Raw genomic sequence first — 16,432 nt, forward strand, 5'->3', positions numbered from 1 at the left:
ATGGATCCAACGAACCAACACATAGATCCGGTTTCGTTTGACGCCATTCAGCCCCCACGCCCTCCCTCACCTTCTGACCTAGAACAGGCCAAGAAAGAAGAGCAAGCCCTTGTCGATGGGCGCGTAGGAGTTCAAACCGAGCTTCACGCAATCGCGAAAAGATATCTTCGCTATGGCGCCTTCCTGATAGCCGCCTTGGTCACCGTGAGGTTTTGGCATGTAGCAGGCCCTCACACCATCTTTGGTTGGACCACCCGCTGGCTAACCGAGGCCGAGCTGCAATCGATGGATAAGATGCTTTTCAGCAGCGCTTTCGGCGGCCTAGTGCTCGGCTACCTCAAAGAAATCATGCAGCCCTCCAAGAAGTAGCTACCCAGTCCCCAATTCCCAGCTAACGACGGCGACCCGACACGGCCTGATTCGGCCTGAGAGGGCAAATTATTGCCCTAAATTTGCCCTAGTCCATACCCCTGAAACGACGAAGCCCCCGAAAACTTCAACGTTTTCGGGGGCTTCGGCTACTTCGCGTATGGCGGAGAGATAGGGATTTGAACCCTAGGTACTGTTGCCAGTACAACGGATTTCGAATCCGTCCCGTTCGACCACTCCGGCATCTCTCCAATGCCGCGCATCATACCAGCGAATTTTGAAAACGCAAACCTTTATTTTCTAAAAAACCACGTGGTATCAGGCGCTTGCGTGAACTGGCGCGTTACAGCGGCACGCCCAGGCGCTTGGCCACTTCTTCATACGCTTCGATCACATCGCCCAGACCCTGACGGAAGCGGTCCTTGTCCATCTTCTTGCGGGTTTCCTTGTCCCACAGGCGGCAGCCGTCGGGGCTGAACTCGTCGCCCAGCACGATCTGGCCGTGGAATACGCCAAATTCCAGTTTGAAGTCGACCAGCAGCAGGCCGGCGTCATCGAACAGCTTGCTCAGCACTTCGTTGACCTTGAGCGACAGCTTTTTCATTTCGACCAGCTGCTCGGCGGTGCCCCAGCCGAAAGCGACAACGTGGGATTCGTTGATGAAGGGGTCGCCCTTCTCGTCGTTTTTCAGGAACAGCTCGAATGTGGACGGCTCCAGCTTGATGCCCTCCTCCACGCCCAGGCGCTTGACCAGGCTGCCGGCAGCATAGTTACGCACTACGCATTCCACAGGGATCATGTCCAGCTTCTTCACCAGGCACTCGTTGTCGCCCAGCAGCTTGTCGAACTGGGTCGGCACACCGGCTTCTTCCAGTTTCTGCATGATGAAGGCGTTGAACTTGTTGTTCACCATGCCTTTGCGGTCGAGCTGCTCGATGCGTTTGCCGTCGAACGCCGACGTGTCGTTGCGGAACAGCAGGATCAAGCGGTCGGCGTCGTCGGTCTTGTAAACCGATTTGGCCTTGCCGCGGTAGAGTTCGTCGCGTTTTTCCATGATTGGGCTCCGCTTGCTTGAGGTGTTGGGCTAGGCGATTTCGCGCCAGTCGAGCCCGTGTTCCTGGTTTGCCACCTGGAGCCAGCCAGGGTCGCACCCAAGGGTGTCGACAAAGCACTGGCGGGCCAGGTGTGGCAGGTTGTTCTTGCTGCTGAGGTGGGCCAGCACCAGGTGCTGCAGGTTGCTCCAGCCCAACTCCTGCACCAGGCTCGCGGCCTGGTGATTGTTCAAATGCCCTTGCATGCCCCCGACCCGCTGCTTGAGAAAGTACGGGTAGTGGCCGCGCGCCAACATGTCACGGCAGTGGTTGGCCTCGATCAGCAACGCATCCAGGCCATGGTAACGCTCCAACAACCGCGCATCGTACGAGCCAAGGTCGGTCAGCATGCCAAACCGGCGCTTGCCATCGCTGGCCACGTACTGCAACGGCTCATGGGCATCATGCTCGACCCGCGCGGCGGTAACCTCGAGGTTACCGATTTGCAGGCTTTGCCCACACGCGAGAAAACCGGCCACCTCCACCGGCTTGCGCAAACCGCGCAAGGTGCCCTGGCTGAGGTAGACCGGTACATTGTAGCGCCGTGACAGCAGGCCCACCCCATGCACGTGGTCGGCATGTTCGTGGGTAACCAGCACCGCACTGAGCTGTGCTGCCGAGACCCCGAGCAGCGCCAGGCGCCGCTCGGTTTCACGCAGGGAAAACCCGCAGTCGACCAGGATGAAGGTGTCACCACTGGCGATCAGCGTGCCGTTCCCTTGGCTGCCGCTTCCGAGTACCGCGAAGCGCACTTAGCCCAGGTGGTCCTGAATGGCGCTCAGCACGCGGCGGGCGACATCGGCCGGGGCCACGGTGTTGATGTTTTTCTCGACAGTAACCTGCACGCTCTCACCCACCTTGCTCAGGCGGACCTGGTAGCGCTCAGCACGGGCTTCGCGCTCTTCCTTGGTGGGCTCGCTGCCGAACATGCGGCCAAAGAAGCCAGGCTGGTTCTGCTTGTCTTCAGGCTTTTCGGACAGGTTGATGTAGTACAGGCCCAGGCTGCGGTTGATGTCTTCGACACGCCACTCGCCGCCTTGCTCCAGGGCACGGCCCACGCTGGACCAGGCACGGTCCAGGTCGGCACCCAGGAACAGTACCGGGTTGCCGCTGCCGTCTTCGCTGAGGCTGACGCGGCTTGGCACATCGAAGTCGCGCTCTGCCAGCAGCGACACCGAACCGCCTTTCTCGGCGCTGCGGTTCATGCTGGCCAGCAGTTCGTCGACCAGCAGCGCGTCGGCGCCGGTGTTGGTGGAGGTGGACGGGAAGTCGGGCTCGGCGCTGCTACCGGCCGGGCGCTCGACGCTGACCACGTACACTTCGGAGGTGTTGCGCTGCACGCCGGGCTCGATACGCACCCGCACGCGCACGTCGCTGTTGGCGCTGCTGGCAGTGCTGGCCAGGCGTTGGCCCATGGACGCCGACAGCTCGTCGAAGCGCTGCCAGGTGGTGTTGAATTCGCCGGTTTGCGGGCGCTCTTCAGCAATGCGGAAGCCGTTGTCCTCGAAGAACTGGCGGGCCACCGGCCACACTTCGGCTGGCGCATGCTGGGCCAGCACCCAACGGCTGGTGCCGCTGCGCTGCAGGCTGTAGTCAGTGGCCTGGCCGGCACCGCCGGTCAAGGGTTGCGGGCGCGGCACCACGAACTCGCCGGCGACGCTGTCGTCGGCAACGTTGCGTGGAATCGGCAGCAGGGGGTCGAGGCGCTTGACGCCGCTCACGTCCGAAGGCAGCTGCATGGGCGCAGTGGGGTGCGCCTGCAGGTAATCGCTGCCGCGGTCGCGGAAATAGCCATCTTCGCCCCACAGCCAGCCACACCCACTGGTGCTGGAGATGATCAGGGCAAGGGCGGAAAGACCAGCCAGTCGCTTCATGCGGGGTACTTCCTCTTAAACCAGTACGCCGGACTGGCGCAGGGCAGTACGGACTTTGTCGTGGCAGCCTTCGCTCAGCCAGGTCAGTGGCAGGCGAATGCCTTTTTTCATCAGGCCCATTTCAACCAGCGCCCATTTGACCGGGATCGGGTTGGACTCGCAGAACAGGTCTTTGTGCAGGGGCATGAGCGTGTCGTTGATTGCGCGGGCCTTCTCGGCATTGCCCGCAAGGGCGGCCTCGCACAGGTCGGCCATTTCGCGCGGGGCGACGTTGGCCGTGACGGAAATATTACCCTTGCCGCCCATCAGGATCAGCTCGACGGCAGTCGGGTCGTCACCGGACAGCACGATGAAGTCGCTGTCGACACCTTCCAGGATGGCCTTGGCGCGGGCCATGTCCCCGGTCGCTTCCTTGATGCCGATGATGTTCTTGACCTTCGACAGGCGGATGACGGTGTCAGCCTGCATGTCGCAGGAAGTGCGGCCAGGTACGTTATACAGGATCTGCGGGATGTCGACGGCTTCGGCAACGTGCTTGAAGTGCTGGTACAGGCCTTCTTGCGTTGGCTTGTTGTAGTACGGCACCACCAGCAGGCAGGCATCGGCACCGGCATTCTTGGCGTTCTGGGTCAGGTGCACCGCTTCGGCAGTGGAGTTGGCACCGGTGCCGGCGATGACCGGTACGTGGTGGTTGCTGCGCTTGACGCGCTCGACCACGTGCTTGATGACCAGAATATGCTCTTCGACATCGAGCGTGGCGGACTCGCCGGTGGTACCGACGGCGACGATGGCGTGGGTGCCGTTTTCCAGGTGGAAGTCTACAAGCTTGTCGAGGCTTTCCCAGTCAAGACGCCCTTGTGCATCCATGGGAGTGACCAATGCCACCATACTGCCCGCAATCATGTAACTGCTCCTGCCGGAAAAAGAGAGCGGTAATGGTACTGGGGGCATCGGCCTTGTACAAGCGAAGCAGGCGGGCGGAGCATTCCCCTCAGCGGCTTATTTCGCTACCCTTGATGCTTTGATCGGTGCAGCACGGCCCGCCGGGCCGTCGACCTTGCTCCCCGCCAGCGTTCATGGCCTCGCATGCGAGCCCCTGGCCCTGCCGGCAGGAGGCTTTCGCCCGTCCTGCGCCGACCGCTCATCGCTTTAGGAATGCTGCATGTCCACCCCCACTGTCCGCGAACAATTCCTCGTCATCAGCGCCTTGGGGCCCAACCCCATGGAGCTGGCCAACGTGCTCAGCCGCGCCGCCTTCGAAAACCGCTGCGCGGTGGTCACCTCGCGCCTGAGCCGCCACGGCGAGACCAGCGCCCTGGTCTTGCAGGTAGGCGGCAGCTGGGACGCCCTGGCGCGCCTCGAAGCCATGCTGCCCAGTCTTGGCAAGAAGCACGGCCTGACCTTGGACGTGGTGCGCAGTGCCGACCAGGAAGTGCGCCCGCAGGCGCTGCCGTACGTGGCCTACGTGAGCGCCGCGTACCGCCCGGACATCATCAACGAGCTGTGCCAGTTCTTCCTCGACCACCGCGTCGAGCTCGAAGCCATGACCTGCGACACCTACCTGGCGCCGCAAACTGGCAGCAGCATGCTCAATGCCCAGTTCACCGTGATCCTGCCAGCCGGCACCCAAATCAGCTGGTTGCGTGACCAGTTCCTGGACTTTGCCGATGCGCTGAACCTGGATGCTCTGATCGAACCGTGGCGCCCCCAGAACCCTATGTAAGGAAGCCCCCCCATGGCCGTAGCACTCGACCAACCCGTTGCCGACTTCCAGGCCCAGGCCACCGGCGGCCACACCGTGAGCCTGGCCGGGCTCAAGGGCCAGCAGGTGGTGGTGTACTTCTACCCGAAGGACAGCACCCCGGGCTGCACCACTGAAGGCCAGGGGTTCCGCGACCAGCACCCGGCGTTCACCGCCGCCAACACTGTGGTGTTCGGCGTGTCGCGCGATGGCATCAAGTCGCACGAGAACTTCAAGGCCAAGCAGGGCTTTCCGTTTGAGCTGATCAGCGACAAGGACGAGGCCCTGTGCCAACTGTTCGACGTGATCAAGCTGAAGAAGCTGTACGGCAAGGAATACCTGGGCGTGGACCGCAGTACCTTTCTGATCGACAAAAACGGTGTGCTGCGCCAGGAATGGCGCGGGGTGAAGGTGCCGGGGCACGTGGATGCCGTGTTGGCGGCAGCCCAGGCGCTGAACGGGGGTTGAAAATGATCAGGGCTGCCTGGCAGCCCTGATCCTGCTCAAAGCAACGGCGAAACACTGGGCTCCTGCCGTGGCCAGGCGTCCAGCACGGCCTTGATCAGGGTCGCCAGCGGGATGGCGAAGAAAATCCCCCAGAACCCCCACAACCCGCCAAACAGCAACACCGCGCAAATGATCGCCACCGGGTGCAGGCTCACCGCTTCGGAGAACAGCAGCGGCACAAGCACGTTGCCGTCCAGCGCCTGGATGATGGCGTACACGGTCATCAGGTAAATGAACTGGTCGCCCCAGCCCCACTGGAACAGCGCGATCAGCGTCACCGGCACGGTCACCACCACCGCCCCCACGTAGGGCACCACCACCGACAGCCCCACCAACAGCGCCAGCAGCGCCGCATAGTTCAGGCCCAGGCTGATGAAGGCGATGTAGGTGGCAATGCCGCAGATCAGAATCTCGATGCCCTTGCCCCGGATGTAGTTGGCAATCTGCCGGTTCATCTCGCTGCCCACCCGGTTCAACAGGGTGCGCTGGCGCGGCAGGTAGCCACTGACCCAGCGGCCGATCAGTTCGCGGTCTTTGAGGAAGAAGAACACCAGAATGGGCACCAGCACCAGGTAAATCATGGCGTTGACCAGCAGCGGCAGGCTGGACAGCGAGAAGGTGAGCGCCCATTGGCCAAACTTGCCGATTTCGCCACGCACCGACTCGATGGCGTGCAGCACCTGCTCGTCCGATACCAAGTGCGGGTAGCGCTCTGGTAAAAGCAGCAACAACGACTGCCATTTGCCCAGCATGCCGGGCAGCTCGTTGAACAGGGTAATCAGCTGGTGCCACAGCAGGGGCACCAGCACCAGCATGACCACCGCCAACGCCCCCATGAACAGGGCGAACACCAGCATCACCGCCAGCCGGGTGGGCACACGCAGGCGCTCCAGGGCATTGACCAGGCCTTGCATCAGAAACGCCAGCACCATACCCGCCAGCACCGGCGCCAGCATGCCACCCAGTGTGAGCACTGCCGTGAAGGCCAGAAACAGCAACACCGCCAGCACCACTGCCTCTTCATCCGAGAAGTAGCGCTGTACCCAGTCGCGAAGCACTTTGAACATTGACGATCCTTGGGAAGACTCAGGCCTTGCGCAGCCAGTAGGTATAAGTACCGGCCTCGGCCGTTTCGCGCAGCAGGGTATGACCGGCCAACCGGGCGAAAGTGCGGAAGTCGCGCTGGGAGCCTGCATCGGTGGCGATCACCTTGAGTACCGCGCCGCCAGGCAGGCGGTTGAGTTCCATCTTGGCCTTGAGCAGCGGCAACGGGCAGTTCAACCCGCTGGCGTCCAGCTCGGCATCACAGGTCAGGGGGGTACTCATGCAGGGTTCTCCTAGGGCAACGCCGGGCTGCTGGATGATCGGCCGATAAGGATAGCGCCACTGGTCGCCAACGTGTGAGCCCGCTACAGTAGCTCTCTTTGACCAACGCGAGCCTCGTGCATGAATTTACTGCGCCCTACCCTGCTGACGCTGGCGTGCCTGCTGGCCCTTCCTGGCCACGCGGACGACCTGCCCTCGCTGGGTGATGCCAGTTCGGCGATCGTTTCGCCGCAGCAGGAGCACCAGCTGGGCCGCGCCTGGCTCAGCCTGCTGCGCGGGCAGGTCAACCAGCTGAACGACCCGCAGCTCAAGGACTACGTGGAGACCAGTGTGTACCGCTTGGCTGAAACCAGCCAGCTGCAGGATCGGCGCCTGGAGTTCATCCTCATCGACAGCCGCGAGCTGAACGCCTTCGCCGCCCCGGGTGGCATTGTGGGTGTCAACGGTGGGCTGTTCCTCAATGCGCAAACCGAGGGCGAGTATGCCTCGGTGCTGGCGCACGAGCTGGCGCACTTGTCGCAACGCCACTTCGCCCGCGGCGTGGAAGCCCAGCAACGCATGCAGCTGCCGATGATGGCCGCGCTGCTGGCCGGTATCGTGCTGGCGGCCGGCGGTGCCGGGGATGCGGGTATCGGCATGATCGCCGGCACCCAGGCGGCAGCCATTCAGGAGCAGCGCCGGTTTTCGCGGCAGAACGAGCAGGAAGCCGACCGCATCGGTATTCAGAACCTGGAAAAGGCCGGCTACGACCCGCGTAACATGCCGACCATGTTCGAACGCCTGGCGCGGCAGTATCGCTACGATGCCAAGCCGCCCGAGTTTTTGCTCACTCACCCGGTGACCGAATCGCGTATTGCCGACACCCGCAACCGTGCCGAACAGGCGCCCAAAGGCGGGGTGGAAGACAGCCTGCGTTACCAGTTGATCCGCGCCAGGGTAGCGCTGACCTACGAGGGCACGCCGGGTCTGGCAGCCAAGCGTTTCCGCGCCCAGCTCGATGATGACCCGAAACTGGATGCCGCCCGCTATGGCCTTGCCCTGGCGCAGATCAAGGGTGGCCAGCTGAACGAAGCGCGGGAGCTGCTGAAGCCCTTGCTGGCCAAGGCCCCCAACGACATCACCTACAACCTGGCGCAGATCGACCTGGACATCACCAACAATCGCCTGAGCGATGCGCAACAGCGGGCCGAGCGCATGCAGGGCTTGTACCCGGGCAACTACCCACTCAAGCAGGTACGGGCCGATTTGCTGGTGAAGCAGAACAAACCTGTCGAAGCCGAGAAGGTGCTCGACGACCTGATCAAAAGCCGCCCGGACGACCCGGACATCTGGTACGACATGGCCGAGGTGCGCGGCTTGTCGGGCAACACCATCGGCTTGCACCGCGCGCGCGCCGAGTACTTCACGCTGGTGGGAGATTTCGACCAGGCGATCCAGCAGCTTGATTACGCCAAGCGCCGCGCGGGCGGGAATTTCCCGCTGGCATCGCAGATCGACCAGCGCCAGCGGGAGATCATGGAGCAGCAGCGCATGGTAAGGGAGATGATGGGCCGCTAAGGGCCCCTTCGCGGGTAAACCCGCTCCCACAGGGTTTGCATCTGCATGGCCCCACAGGTATCGCACCGCCTAATGGCACTGCACACCCTTTGGGGACCCATACCGGCTGTGGGAGCGGGTTTACCCGCGAAGAAGACGACGCGCTCTGGCGTCAGGCATTGCCGGAGAGTTTCAGGCGCGCTGCCTGGGTGAAGTCCAGCATGCGATTCAGGGGTTTGATCGCCTTGGGCACCAGGGCCGGGTCAACGAAGATTTCCCCGGTCTTGTTGCGCAGGCAATCAAGCACGCGCTCCAAGGTGTTCATGGCCATCCACGGGCAGTGGGCACAGCTGCGGCACGCCGCGCCGTTGCCGGCGGTGGGCGCCTCCACGAACACTTTGTCCGGGCACAACTGCTGCATCTTGTAGAAGATGCCACGGTCGGTGGCCACGATGAAGGTCTTGTTGGGCAGGGTTTGGGCCGCCTTGATCAACTGGCTGGTGGAGCCCACCGCATCGGCCAGTTCGATCACCGACTCCGGTGACTCGGGGTGTACCAGAATCGCCGCATCCGGGTACAGCGCTTTCATGTCTGCCAGCTGACGCGACTTGAACTCTTCGTGCACGATGCAGGCGCCATCCCACAGCAACATGTCGGCGCCGGTCTGTTTCTGGATGTAGCGGCCCAGGTGCTGGTCCGGGCCCCAGATGATGGTTTCGCCGTTGTCCATCAGGCTTTCGACGATTTCCAGGGCGCAGCTGGACGTCACCACCCAGTCGGCGCGGGCCTTCACGGCGGCCGACGTGTTGGCGTACACCACCACGGTACGTTCGGGGTGCTTGTCGCAGAAGGCCGAGAATTCTTCCACCGGGCAGCCTAGGTCGAGCGAGCAGGTCGCCTCGAGGGTGGGCATCAGCACGCGCTTTTCCGGGGTGAGGATCTTGGCCGTTTCGCCCATGAAGCGCACACCGGCCACGATCACGGTCTGGGCCGGGTGGTTCTTGCCAAAACGGGCCATTTCCAGCGAATCGGACACGCAGCCGCCGGTTTCTTCGGCCAGCGCCTGAATAACCGGGTCACAGTAGTAATGGGCCACCAGCACGGCGTTCTGCGCCTTCAGCTCGGCAGCAATGGCCGCACGGTAATCGGCCTCCTGCTCGGCGGTGAGCGGGTGAGGCTGCTTGGCGTCGAGGTGGGCCTGAACCAACAGGCGTTCGGAAATCTGGGTCATGATCGCTGGACCTGCAGGCGCCTGCGCGCGTCAAATCGAGTGTATCACCCGGCCCTGGCAGATCGGCTAAGGGTGCCGGACGGCGCGCAGGCCGCCACGGCCCTCTGCGGGCGCGGATTATTATGGACGCCGAAGGCTACAGCCAAATCCGAGATTTCCAAAGCGGTTTTTGCGGGGTGGGCAGGCAGCGTTCGCAGCCAGCGTGGTCGGCTGCGAACACTAGGGTACAGACCGATAATCAGCGGTCTGGCGTGAGCAGGCCCAGCTGGGTGGTGACCAGCATGGCGAACTCTTCGACGGTCATTTTCTTGCCGTTGAAATCGACCTGGCCATCGGCATAGTGCAAGGCACTGACCACGTCATTGCCCTGGACGGTAGCCAGGCCGCTCTGCAGCGCCATCATGCCGACCATCTCACCCGCCTGGCTCGACTGCATGGCAATAGCCTGTGCATCGGTCTGCCCGTCCAGCAGTGCCTGCAGGGTGGCAAGGTCGCCCAGCATTGGCTTGGACAAAGACAGCTTGCCCTTTACCTGGGTGATGATCTGCCTGGCCAGCTGGTCCGATGGCTGGTCGAACGTGGCAGGGGCGGCAAAGTCCATCGCCAGGTTGAAGTGGCTCTCTCCGTTAGCTGTCTTGAAGGTCAGGTCTTCGATGGCCACTTTGGGCTTGGCCGCCAGCAGCTGGGTCAAGTCAGCCTGAAACTTGGCTTTCTCGGCTGCATCCATGTGGATTTGCGGCGCCGGCTGGCCTGCAGCCGAAGCTGCCTCGAACTCCGGCAGATGCGCCTTGTACCAGAGGGACAGAGCCTGCAACGCGGGGGCGTTGATCGAGTTCATGCTAACGACCAGTTGCCCCTTGCCGACCGCACGCCCATCCCAGGTAATGTCATCGACCTTGTACTCGACGCGAGCACCTACATTGTCGCCCTTTTCAAGGGTTTGCAGGGCGTTCTGCTCCAGCCCCTTCATCACCAGCACTTGCTGCCTTGGCCCCAGTGTGACCTTGGCTTCGGCCAAGTACAGGTCGGCATTGCCCGTGTAGATATTGTCGTGCGCGGTGGCCGCGAGTTTGCCGCCGAGTTTCAGGCCCTGCAGCTCGAAGGTGACAGGCGGTTGGTCGTCACGCACCAGCTTCATGACGAAGCGCTCGGCATGGCCATTGAACCTTGAATCCTCACCCTTCTGATTGCCGCTTACCTGCAGCTCCATGCCCGAGAAGTCCAGGCTGTTGCCTTCGGCTTCGTCGACCTTGACCGGCGCCAGCTGTACCTGGCTGTCCACGCCACCTGCGTACCCCAGGCTGGTGCGCACGCTCAGTGGCACCCGCTCGCCGGCCGCCGCATACCACGCGGCAGTGGTGTCGTCCTTGTCCAGGGTGCTGTTGCTTACCGCCAACACCGGCATCAGTTTAAGCGTCTTGACCCTCGACCACGGGAACGGGCCATGCTCGATCTGGTCGGTGACCCCTAGCTCAAAGCTCGCCATCTCCCCCTCACCCACGTTGATGTCACGGGCCTTGACACGGTAACGGGCAGTGCTGCTGAACCAGTGCTGCTCCAGCGAAACACGCTCGACAGTCATGGTGCCACCCGTGGTCATCAGCGCCTTCTGCAACTGCGCGTTGGTGAGCGCCTGGGCGAGGTCGAGTTCGGCCGGCAGCCGCTTGCCGGAGTACCAGGCGCCACCGATGGCTACGACGGCAATGGCGACTGCCAAGCCGGAGAGAATGCCTACTGATTTCTTCATGAATAGAACCGATTGATGTCCATAAGGGTTGTGCAGGCGGCCTCAAGGCCGCGTCGAATGCGAAGAGTAGCATTGCGCGGCAGGGTTGTTGGCTCCGAACCAACGGAAAACGCCGGAGAAGCCACCCGTCCCATTATCCCAGGTTGCCCGTTAATTTTTACGAACACCCATATTGGGTACGACCTGCTAAAAACCCTATTAAATTGAGGGCTCTTCGTAATCTATCCCGATATATATTCCAATTACGACACATAATGTCACGTTTAACTTGACACCCAGTCACCCTTCGTTTTTTATTTTCACCACTCAGCGCGCCGCAACCGCGCCCCTCGCCGCTCCAACATAAAAGGTGAACAACATGGAGCCCATCCGCTCGCCCTTGCCGCATGCGCAATCGACCGTGCCCGCCGCCCAGGCCCTGCTGCAGGAGCCTCGCCAGCATGCAGCCTGAACACAGCGCCCCTGGCCACGGCCAGCTCCGCAAAACCCTGCGCCTCTGGCACGTGATCATCATCGGCCTGGCCTACCTCACCCCCATGACGGTGTTCGACACCTTTGGCATTGTGTCTGGCATCACCGCCGGCCATGTGCCCAGTGCCTACATCCTGGCCCTGGCCGGCATCCTGTTCACCGCCGTGAGCTACGGCACCCTGGTAAAGCGCTTTCCGCAGTCCGGGTCGGCCTATACCTACACCCAGCGCGCCATCAACCCCCATGTTGGCTTTCTGGTGGGCTGGTCGTCATTGCTGGATTACCTGCTGCTGCCGATGGTCAATGCACTGCTGGCCAAGCTCTACCTGTCGGCCATGTTCCCCGAGGTACCGCAATGGCTGTGGGTGGCCGGCTTTGTCACCCTCATCAGCCTGATCAACATGCGCAGCGTCAACCTGGTGGCACACTTCAACCTGCTTTTCGTGGGTGTGCAGGTGGCGATCATCGCCGTGTTCATCTACCTGTGCGTACGCGGCCTTGGCCAGGGTGAAGGCCTGGGCACGGCCTGGAGCCTGCTGCCGTTCGCCGACCAGCAAACCCAGCTGAGCGCCCTGGCCGCTGGCGCGACCATCCTGTGCTTTTCGTTTCTGGGTTTCGATGCCGTCACCTGCCTGTCGGAAGAAACCCGCGACCCCGCCAAGACCATCCCCCGGGCAATCTTCCTCACCGCGCTGATCGGCGGCCTGGTGTTCATCACTGTGTCGTACTTCATCCAGGCCTACTTCCCGACCATGGCACGCTTCCATGACCAGGAAGCTGCCCTGCCGGAAATTGCCCTGTATGTGGGCGGCAAGCTGTTCCAGTCGGTCTTTATCGCGTGCACGGTCATCAACACCATCGCTTCGGGCCTGGCCTCGCAAACCAGCGTGTCACGCCTGCTTTACGTGATGGGCCGCGACAAGGTAATCCCGCCCAGCGTTTTTGCACGCCTGCATTCGCGCTACAAAACCCCGGTGCTGAACATCGCGGTGGTGGGGCTGATTTCGCTGTCGGCGATCTTCTTCGACCTGGTCACCGCCACGTCCATCATCAACTTCGGGGCGCTGGTTGCGTTCAGCTTCGTCAACCTGTCGGTGATCAACCATTGCTACCTGCGCGAGGGCAACCGTCGCGGCCTGGCCAACCAGCTCAAGTACCTGGTGCTGCCCACCACGGGCTTTTGCATCATCGTCTCGCTGTGGCTCGACCTGAACGTGCATTCGCTGCTGTTCGGCGGGCTGTGGGCAACACTGGGGCTGCTGTATCTGGCCTGGCTGACCAAAGCGTTTCGCGCAGCGCCCCCCAACTACGTGGCCGAATGACCCTTGCCGCACTACAACGCCCGCGCCTGATCGCGGGCGTTGCCCCATGACTCACGAGGTTTCCCATGCTGTTGCGCCGCCTGTCCATCCAGTGGAAGATCACCCTGCTTGCCGGGCTGTGCCTGCTGGCCATCGTTGCCGTGCTGGTGGCCACATCCCTGGCCCAGGCGCGGCGCAGCGCGGCGTTGGTCAACCAGACCAGCACCGAGCTGCTCGACAACAGCGCACGGGAAAACCTGCAGGCCCATGCCGACACCCAGGCACTGCGCATTCAGCGCTACTTCATGAACACCTACCAGTACGCCAATGGCGTTGCCCGCCTGGTGAGCGCCCTGAAAAATCGCGGGGGCAGCGACTTGCGCGCCGAACTCACCCAGCAGGCCCGCACTGCGCTGGCCGGCAACCCGCAGGTGATAGGCCTGTACCTGGTATTCCAGCCAGAGGCCCTGGACCAGCAGGACACCCAACACCGCGGCGATGCTGCATCTGGCAGCAATGAAACAGGGCGCTTCTCGCTGTACTGGTCGCAACCGCAGCCTGGCATGCTGGAGCGGGAAGCCATGCCCGAGTCGATGCTGGGCGACACCAGCACCGGCACCAATGGCGTGGCAAAAAACCGCTGGCTGACCTGCCCGCAGCAGGCGGCCAAGGCCTGCATGCTTGAGCCGTACCTCGATGAGGTCAACGGCAGGCAGGTGCTGATGACCAGCATCGCCCTGCCATTGCTTGAAGGGGGCAAGGTGGTCGGCGTCGTAGGCCTGGACATCGGCCTGGCAACCTTGCAGCAACTGAGCCTGAGCGGGCGCAGCGAGTTGTTCGACGGCCAGGGCCAGGTGAGCATTGCCAGCGCCGCCGGCTTGCTGGCCGGCAACAGCCGCGACGAGCACACGCTTGGCCAGCCGATTGCCCAAGCGGCAGCCGACGGCGTGATGCGTGTGACGCAGCCCTTTGCGCCCATCCCGGGCAGCGCGCCGTGGCAAGTCACGCTGGAGGTGCCGCAAGCGGTGTTGCTGGCGCCGGCCGTAGCCTTGAACCAGCGCCTGGGGGCCCACAGCCAGCAGGCCAACCTCACCAGCCTGACGATCGGGCTGGTTGCTGCACTGATCGGCCTGCTGCTGGTGTGGCTGACTGCGCGCGGTGTTACACGCCCCATCCTGGCTGTAGCCGCCAGGCTGGAGGACATCGCCAGTGGTGAAGGCGACCTGACGCGGCGCCTGGAGTACGCCCGCGAGGACGAGCTGGGCCTGCTCACCGGCGCGTTCAACCGCTTCCTCGACAAGCTGCAACCGGTCATTGCCCAAGTCAAAGGCTCCCTGCAGCAGGCCCGCGCCACAGCTGACCAGTCGGCAGCCATTGCCACCCAGACCAGCAATGGCATGCAGCAACAGCACCGGGAAATCGAGCAGGTCGCCACGGCAGCCAACGAAATGAGCGCCACCGCGATGGACGTGGCCCACAACGCGTCGCAGGCGGCCGAGGCGGCGCGGGCTGCAGACCAGGCGAGCCGTGATGGGTTGCAGTTGATCGACAGCACCCGCCAGGGCATCGACCGCCTGGCCGACGGCATGAACGCCGCCGTGGCCGAAGCGCATGAACTGGAAAACCGCAGTGCGCAGATCGGCTCGGTGCTGGAGGTTATTCGCACGATCGCCGAGCAGACCAACCTGCTGGCCCTCAACGCTGCCATCGAAGCGGCCCGCGCGGGCGAGGCCGGCCGTGGGTTTGCGGTGGTAGCCGATGAAGTGCGCGGGCTGGCCCAGCGCACTCAGGTGTCGGTCGATGAAATTCGCCAGGTGATCGAAGGCTTGCAGCAAGGTACCCATGACGTGGTAGGGGCCATGCAGGGCGGCCAGCAGCAGGCACAGGAAAGCGCTGCGCGCATGGAGCAAGCGTTACCGGCCCTGCAGCGTATTGGTGAGGCGGTGGCAGTGATCAGCGACATGAACCTGCAGATCGCCTCGGCGGCAGAAGAGCAGAGCGCGGTAGCCGAAGAGGTGAACCGCAACGTGGCCAGCATCCGCGACGTGACCGAGTCGCTGGCCGGCCAGGCCGATGAGTCAGCCCGCATCAGTCAGTCGCTGAATCAGCTTGCCAACCAGCAACAGGCGCTGATGGAACAGTTCCGCGTCTAGCCTGTGGGCCAATGCGCCTGCTTCGCGGGTGAACCCGCTCCCACAGGCATGGCGGCGCCCTCGCAAAGGGGGCCTTGCAAGCAACGCAGCACCGACGTTTTTACTGAGCACACTGATTATGCAAAACCCAAGTAGCTCCACCTTTTTCGACATCACCAGCGAACAGGGCCTGTTACGGACCTCCATCGCTGTGACCCTGTTCATCGCCACCATCGGCATCGCCTTCGGCCTGGCGTCCGGGTCGTTCTCCATCGTGTTCGATGGTGTGTATTCGCTGGTCGACGCCAGCATGAGCGGGCTGTCACTGATGGTGGTCAGGCTGATCACCTCGCATGCCACCAGCCTGCAGATGTCACGCAAGCTGCGCGAGCGTTTCACCATGGGCTTCTGGCACCTGGAACCCATGGTGTTGGCGCTCAACGGCATCCTGCTCAGCGGCGTGGCCATCTACGCGCTGATCAATGCCATCAGCAGCCTGCTGCAAGGCGGCCGCCACCTGGAGTTTGGCATTGCCATGGTGTACGCGGTGCTCACGGTGATCGCCTGCGTGACCATTGCCGTGGTGGAAGCCCGCGCCAACCGCCAGTTGCGCTCGGATTTCGTGGCCATGGATGTGAAAGGCTGGGTGATGTCGGCCAGCATCACGGCGGCCTTGCTCATCGCGTTCTGCTTTGGCTATGCGGTGCAGGGTACGTCGCTGGAGTGGGTATCGCCTTACATCGACCCGGCAGTTCTGGCGCTGGTGTGCCTGGTGATCGTACCCCTGCCCATGTCGGTCATCCGCCAGGCATTTTCAGAGATTTTCCTGGTCACGCCCGGGGACCTCAAGCTGCATGTGGACGCAGTTGCCCAAGCCTTCGTTACCCGTCACGGGCTGCAGTCGTACCGTGCCTACGTCGCCAAGGTGGGCCGCTCGCGGGAAATCGAGCTGTACTTCATCGTGCCCGCTGGCATGGCGGCGAAAACCATCGAGGAATGGGACGCCTGGCGCAACGAAGTGGGCGAGGCGCTCGGCGGTGAAGGCCCGAACCGCTGGCTGACGGTGGTGTTTACCGGCGACCCGGAGTGGGCTGAGTAAGCCGTTA

General features: G+C 62.9%; 15 protein-coding genes, 1 tRNA gene and 1 pseudogene. 8 read left to right on the forward strand and 9 right to left on the reverse strand.

The genetic code is table 11. The annotated features are described in order from the left end of the window. Positions 1-369, forward strand: coding sequence for a hypothetical protein (locus tag APH25_RS11740; protein ID WP_060482064.1), 369 nt, complete (start codon positions 1-3; stop codon positions 367-369). Positions 370-530: 161 nt separating this feature from the next. Here APH25_RS11740 and APH25_RS11745 read toward each other — a convergent pair. The 5 genes from APH25_RS11745 to dapA all read right to left on the reverse strand — a co-directional run bounded on the left by APH25_RS11745 (position 531) and on the right by dapA (position 4,237). Next, positions 531-620: transfer RNA gene (locus tag APH25_RS11745), tRNA-Ser, on the reverse strand. Between the two features lie 92 nt (positions 621-712). Then, a complete protein-coding gene (gene purC / locus APH25_RS11750; RefSeq protein ID WP_011535129.1) occupies positions 713-1,423 on the reverse strand; it encodes a phosphoribosylaminoimidazolesuccinocarboxamide synthase in 711 nt (236 codons plus the stop codon). Between the two features lie 30 nt (positions 1,424-1,453). Next, entirely contained in the window at positions 1,454-2,212 is a 759-nt protein-coding gene (locus APH25_RS11755; protein ID WP_060482065.1) for an MBL fold metallo-hydrolase, read from the reverse strand. After that, a complete protein-coding gene (gene bamC / locus APH25_RS11760) occupies positions 2,213-3,334 on the reverse strand; it encodes an outer membrane protein assembly factor BamC (protein WP_028634641.1) in 1,122 nt (373 codons plus the stop codon). A gap of 15 nt (positions 3,335-3,349) precedes the next feature. Further along, a complete protein-coding gene (dapA, locus tag APH25_RS11765; RefSeq protein WP_028634640.1) occupies positions 3,350-4,237 on the reverse strand; it encodes a 4-hydroxy-tetrahydrodipicolinate synthase in 888 nt (295 codons plus the stop codon). A 259-nt stretch (positions 4,238-4,496) separates the two neighbouring features. On the opposite strand from dapA, the gene APH25_RS11770 reads away from it, so the two are divergent. After that, on the forward strand, positions 4,497-5,057 hold the full coding sequence (locus tag APH25_RS11770; RefSeq protein ID WP_009682012.1) for a glycine cleavage system protein R: 561 nt from the start codon (positions 4,497-4,499) through the stop codon (positions 5,055-5,057). 12 nt (positions 5,058-5,069) lie between these two features. Then, positions 5,070-5,543 carry a peroxiredoxin gene (locus APH25_RS11775; protein ID WP_060482066.1) on the forward strand — a complete coding sequence of 158 codons (474 nt, stop codon included), beginning with the start codon at positions 5,070-5,072 and terminating at the stop codon, positions 5,541-5,543. A 35-nt stretch (positions 5,544-5,578) separates the two neighbouring features. Here the strand turns inward: APH25_RS11775 and APH25_RS11780 are convergent, their stop codons facing one another. Both APH25_RS11780 and APH25_RS11785 read right to left on the reverse strand, forming a co-directional pair. Then, the gene (locus tag APH25_RS11780) at positions 5,579-6,649 is read right to left on the reverse strand and encodes an AI-2E family transporter (protein WP_028634638.1); all 1,071 of its coding nucleotides are present in this window, start codon (positions 6,647-6,649) and stop codon (positions 5,579-5,581) included. Between the two features lie 19 nt (positions 6,650-6,668). Beyond that, complete coding sequence (locus tag APH25_RS11785) at positions 6,669-6,908, reverse strand: sulfurtransferase TusA family protein (protein WP_060482067.1); 240 nt, start codon at positions 6,906-6,908, stop codon at positions 6,669-6,671. A gap of 120 nt (positions 6,909-7,028) precedes the next feature. Here APH25_RS11785 and APH25_RS11790 point away from each other — a divergent pair, with 120 nt between their 5' ends. Further along, entirely contained in the window at positions 7,029-8,465 is a 1,437-nt protein-coding gene (locus APH25_RS11790; protein WP_028634636.1) for a M48 family metalloprotease, read from the forward strand. A 151-nt stretch (positions 8,466-8,616) separates the two neighbouring features. Here APH25_RS11790 and nadA read toward each other — a convergent pair whose 3' ends face one another. Together nadA and APH25_RS11800 are read right to left on the reverse strand one after the other, a co-directional pair. Continuing rightward, a complete protein-coding gene (nadA, locus tag APH25_RS11795) occupies positions 8,617-9,675 on the reverse strand; it encodes a quinolinate synthase NadA (protein WP_028634635.1) in 1,059 nt (352 codons plus the stop codon). Between the two features lie 238 nt (positions 9,676-9,913). Then, entirely contained in the window at positions 9,914-11,422 is a 1,509-nt protein-coding gene (locus APH25_RS11800; protein WP_060482068.1) for a YdgA family protein, read from the reverse strand. A gap of 440 nt (positions 11,423-11,862) precedes the next feature. Here APH25_RS11800 and APH25_RS11805 point away from each other — a divergent pair, with 440 nt between their 5' ends. The 4 genes and pseudogenes from APH25_RS11805 to APH25_RS11815 all read left to right on the forward strand — a co-directional run bounded on the left by APH25_RS11805 (position 11,863) and on the right by APH25_RS11815 (position 16,425). After that, a complete protein-coding gene (locus APH25_RS11805; protein ID WP_060482069.1) occupies positions 11,863-13,215 on the forward strand; it encodes an APC family permease in 1,353 nt (450 codons plus the stop codon). Positions 13,216-13,499: 284 nt separating this feature from the next. After that, positions 13,500-14,489: pseudogene (locus APH25_RS26250) on the forward strand (HAMP domain-containing protein); the annotation flags it as partial. A gap of 102 nt (positions 14,490-14,591) precedes the next feature. Then, on the forward strand, positions 14,592-15,347 hold the full coding sequence (locus APH25_RS26255; protein ID WP_371262504.1) for a methyl-accepting chemotaxis protein: 756 nt from the start codon (positions 14,592-14,594) through the stop codon (positions 15,345-15,347). Positions 15,348-15,465: 118 nt separating this feature from the next. Next, entirely contained in the window at positions 15,466-16,425 is a 960-nt protein-coding gene (locus APH25_RS11815) for a cation diffusion facilitator family transporter (protein ID WP_060482071.1), read from the forward strand. The last annotated feature ends 7 nt before the right edge of the window (positions 16,426-16,432 follow it).

Source organism: Pseudomonas sp. NBRC 111119 (genome assembly GCF_001320125.1).
GTDB classification, from domain to species: domain Bacteria; phylum Pseudomonadota; class Gammaproteobacteria; order Pseudomonadales; family Pseudomonadaceae; genus Aquipseudomonas; species Aquipseudomonas parafulva.

What these genes read in the sequence shown, in the direction of transcription:
- APH25_RS11740 (WP_060482064.1), top strand. Translation starts at nt 1, where the DNA reads ATGGATCCAACGAACCAACACATAGATCCGGTTTCGTTTGACGCCATT.
- purC (WP_011535129.1), bottom strand. Translation starts at nt 1,423, where the DNA reads ATGGAAAAACGCGACGAACTCTACCGCGGCAAGGCCAAATCGGTTTAC.
- bamC (WP_028634641.1), bottom strand. Translation starts at nt 3,334, where the DNA reads ATGAAGCGACTGGCTGGTCTTTCCGCCCTTGCCCTGATCATCTCCAGC.
- dapA (WP_028634640.1), bottom strand. Translation starts at nt 4,237, where the DNA reads ATGATTGCGGGCAGTATGGTGGCATTGGTCACTCCCATGGATGCACAA.
- APH25_RS11770 (WP_009682012.1), top strand. Translation starts at nt 4,497, where the DNA reads ATGTCCACCCCCACTGTCCGCGAACAATTCCTCGTCATCAGCGCCTTG.
- APH25_RS11775 (WP_060482066.1), top strand. Translation starts at nt 5,070, where the DNA reads ATGGCCGTAGCACTCGACCAACCCGTTGCCGACTTCCAGGCCCAGGCC.
- APH25_RS11780 (WP_028634638.1), bottom strand. Translation starts at nt 6,649, where the DNA reads ATGTTCAAAGTGCTTCGCGACTGGGTACAGCGCTACTTCTCGGATGAA.
- APH25_RS11785 (WP_060482067.1), bottom strand. Translation starts at nt 6,908, where the DNA reads ATGAGTACCCCCCTGACCTGTGATGCCGAGCTGGACGCCAGCGGGTTG.
- APH25_RS11790 (WP_028634636.1), top strand. Translation starts at nt 7,029, where the DNA reads ATGAATTTACTGCGCCCTACCCTGCTGACGCTGGCGTGCCTGCTGGCC.
- nadA (WP_028634635.1), bottom strand. Translation starts at nt 9,675, where the DNA reads ATGACCCAGATTTCCGAACGCCTGTTGGTTCAGGCCCACCTCGACGCC.
- APH25_RS11800 (WP_060482068.1), bottom strand. Translation starts at nt 11,422, where the DNA reads ATGAAGAAATCAGTAGGCATTCTCTCCGGCTTGGCAGTCGCCATTGCC.
- APH25_RS11805 (WP_060482069.1), top strand. Translation starts at nt 11,863, where the DNA reads ATGCAGCCTGAACACAGCGCCCCTGGCCACGGCCAGCTCCGCAAAACC.
- APH25_RS26255 (WP_371262504.1), top strand. Translation starts at nt 14,592, where the DNA reads ATGCAGCAACAGCACCGGGAAATCGAGCAGGTCGCCACGGCAGCCAAC.
- APH25_RS11815 (WP_060482071.1), top strand. Translation starts at nt 15,466, where the DNA reads ATGCAAAACCCAAGTAGCTCCACCTTTTTCGACATCACCAGCGAACAG.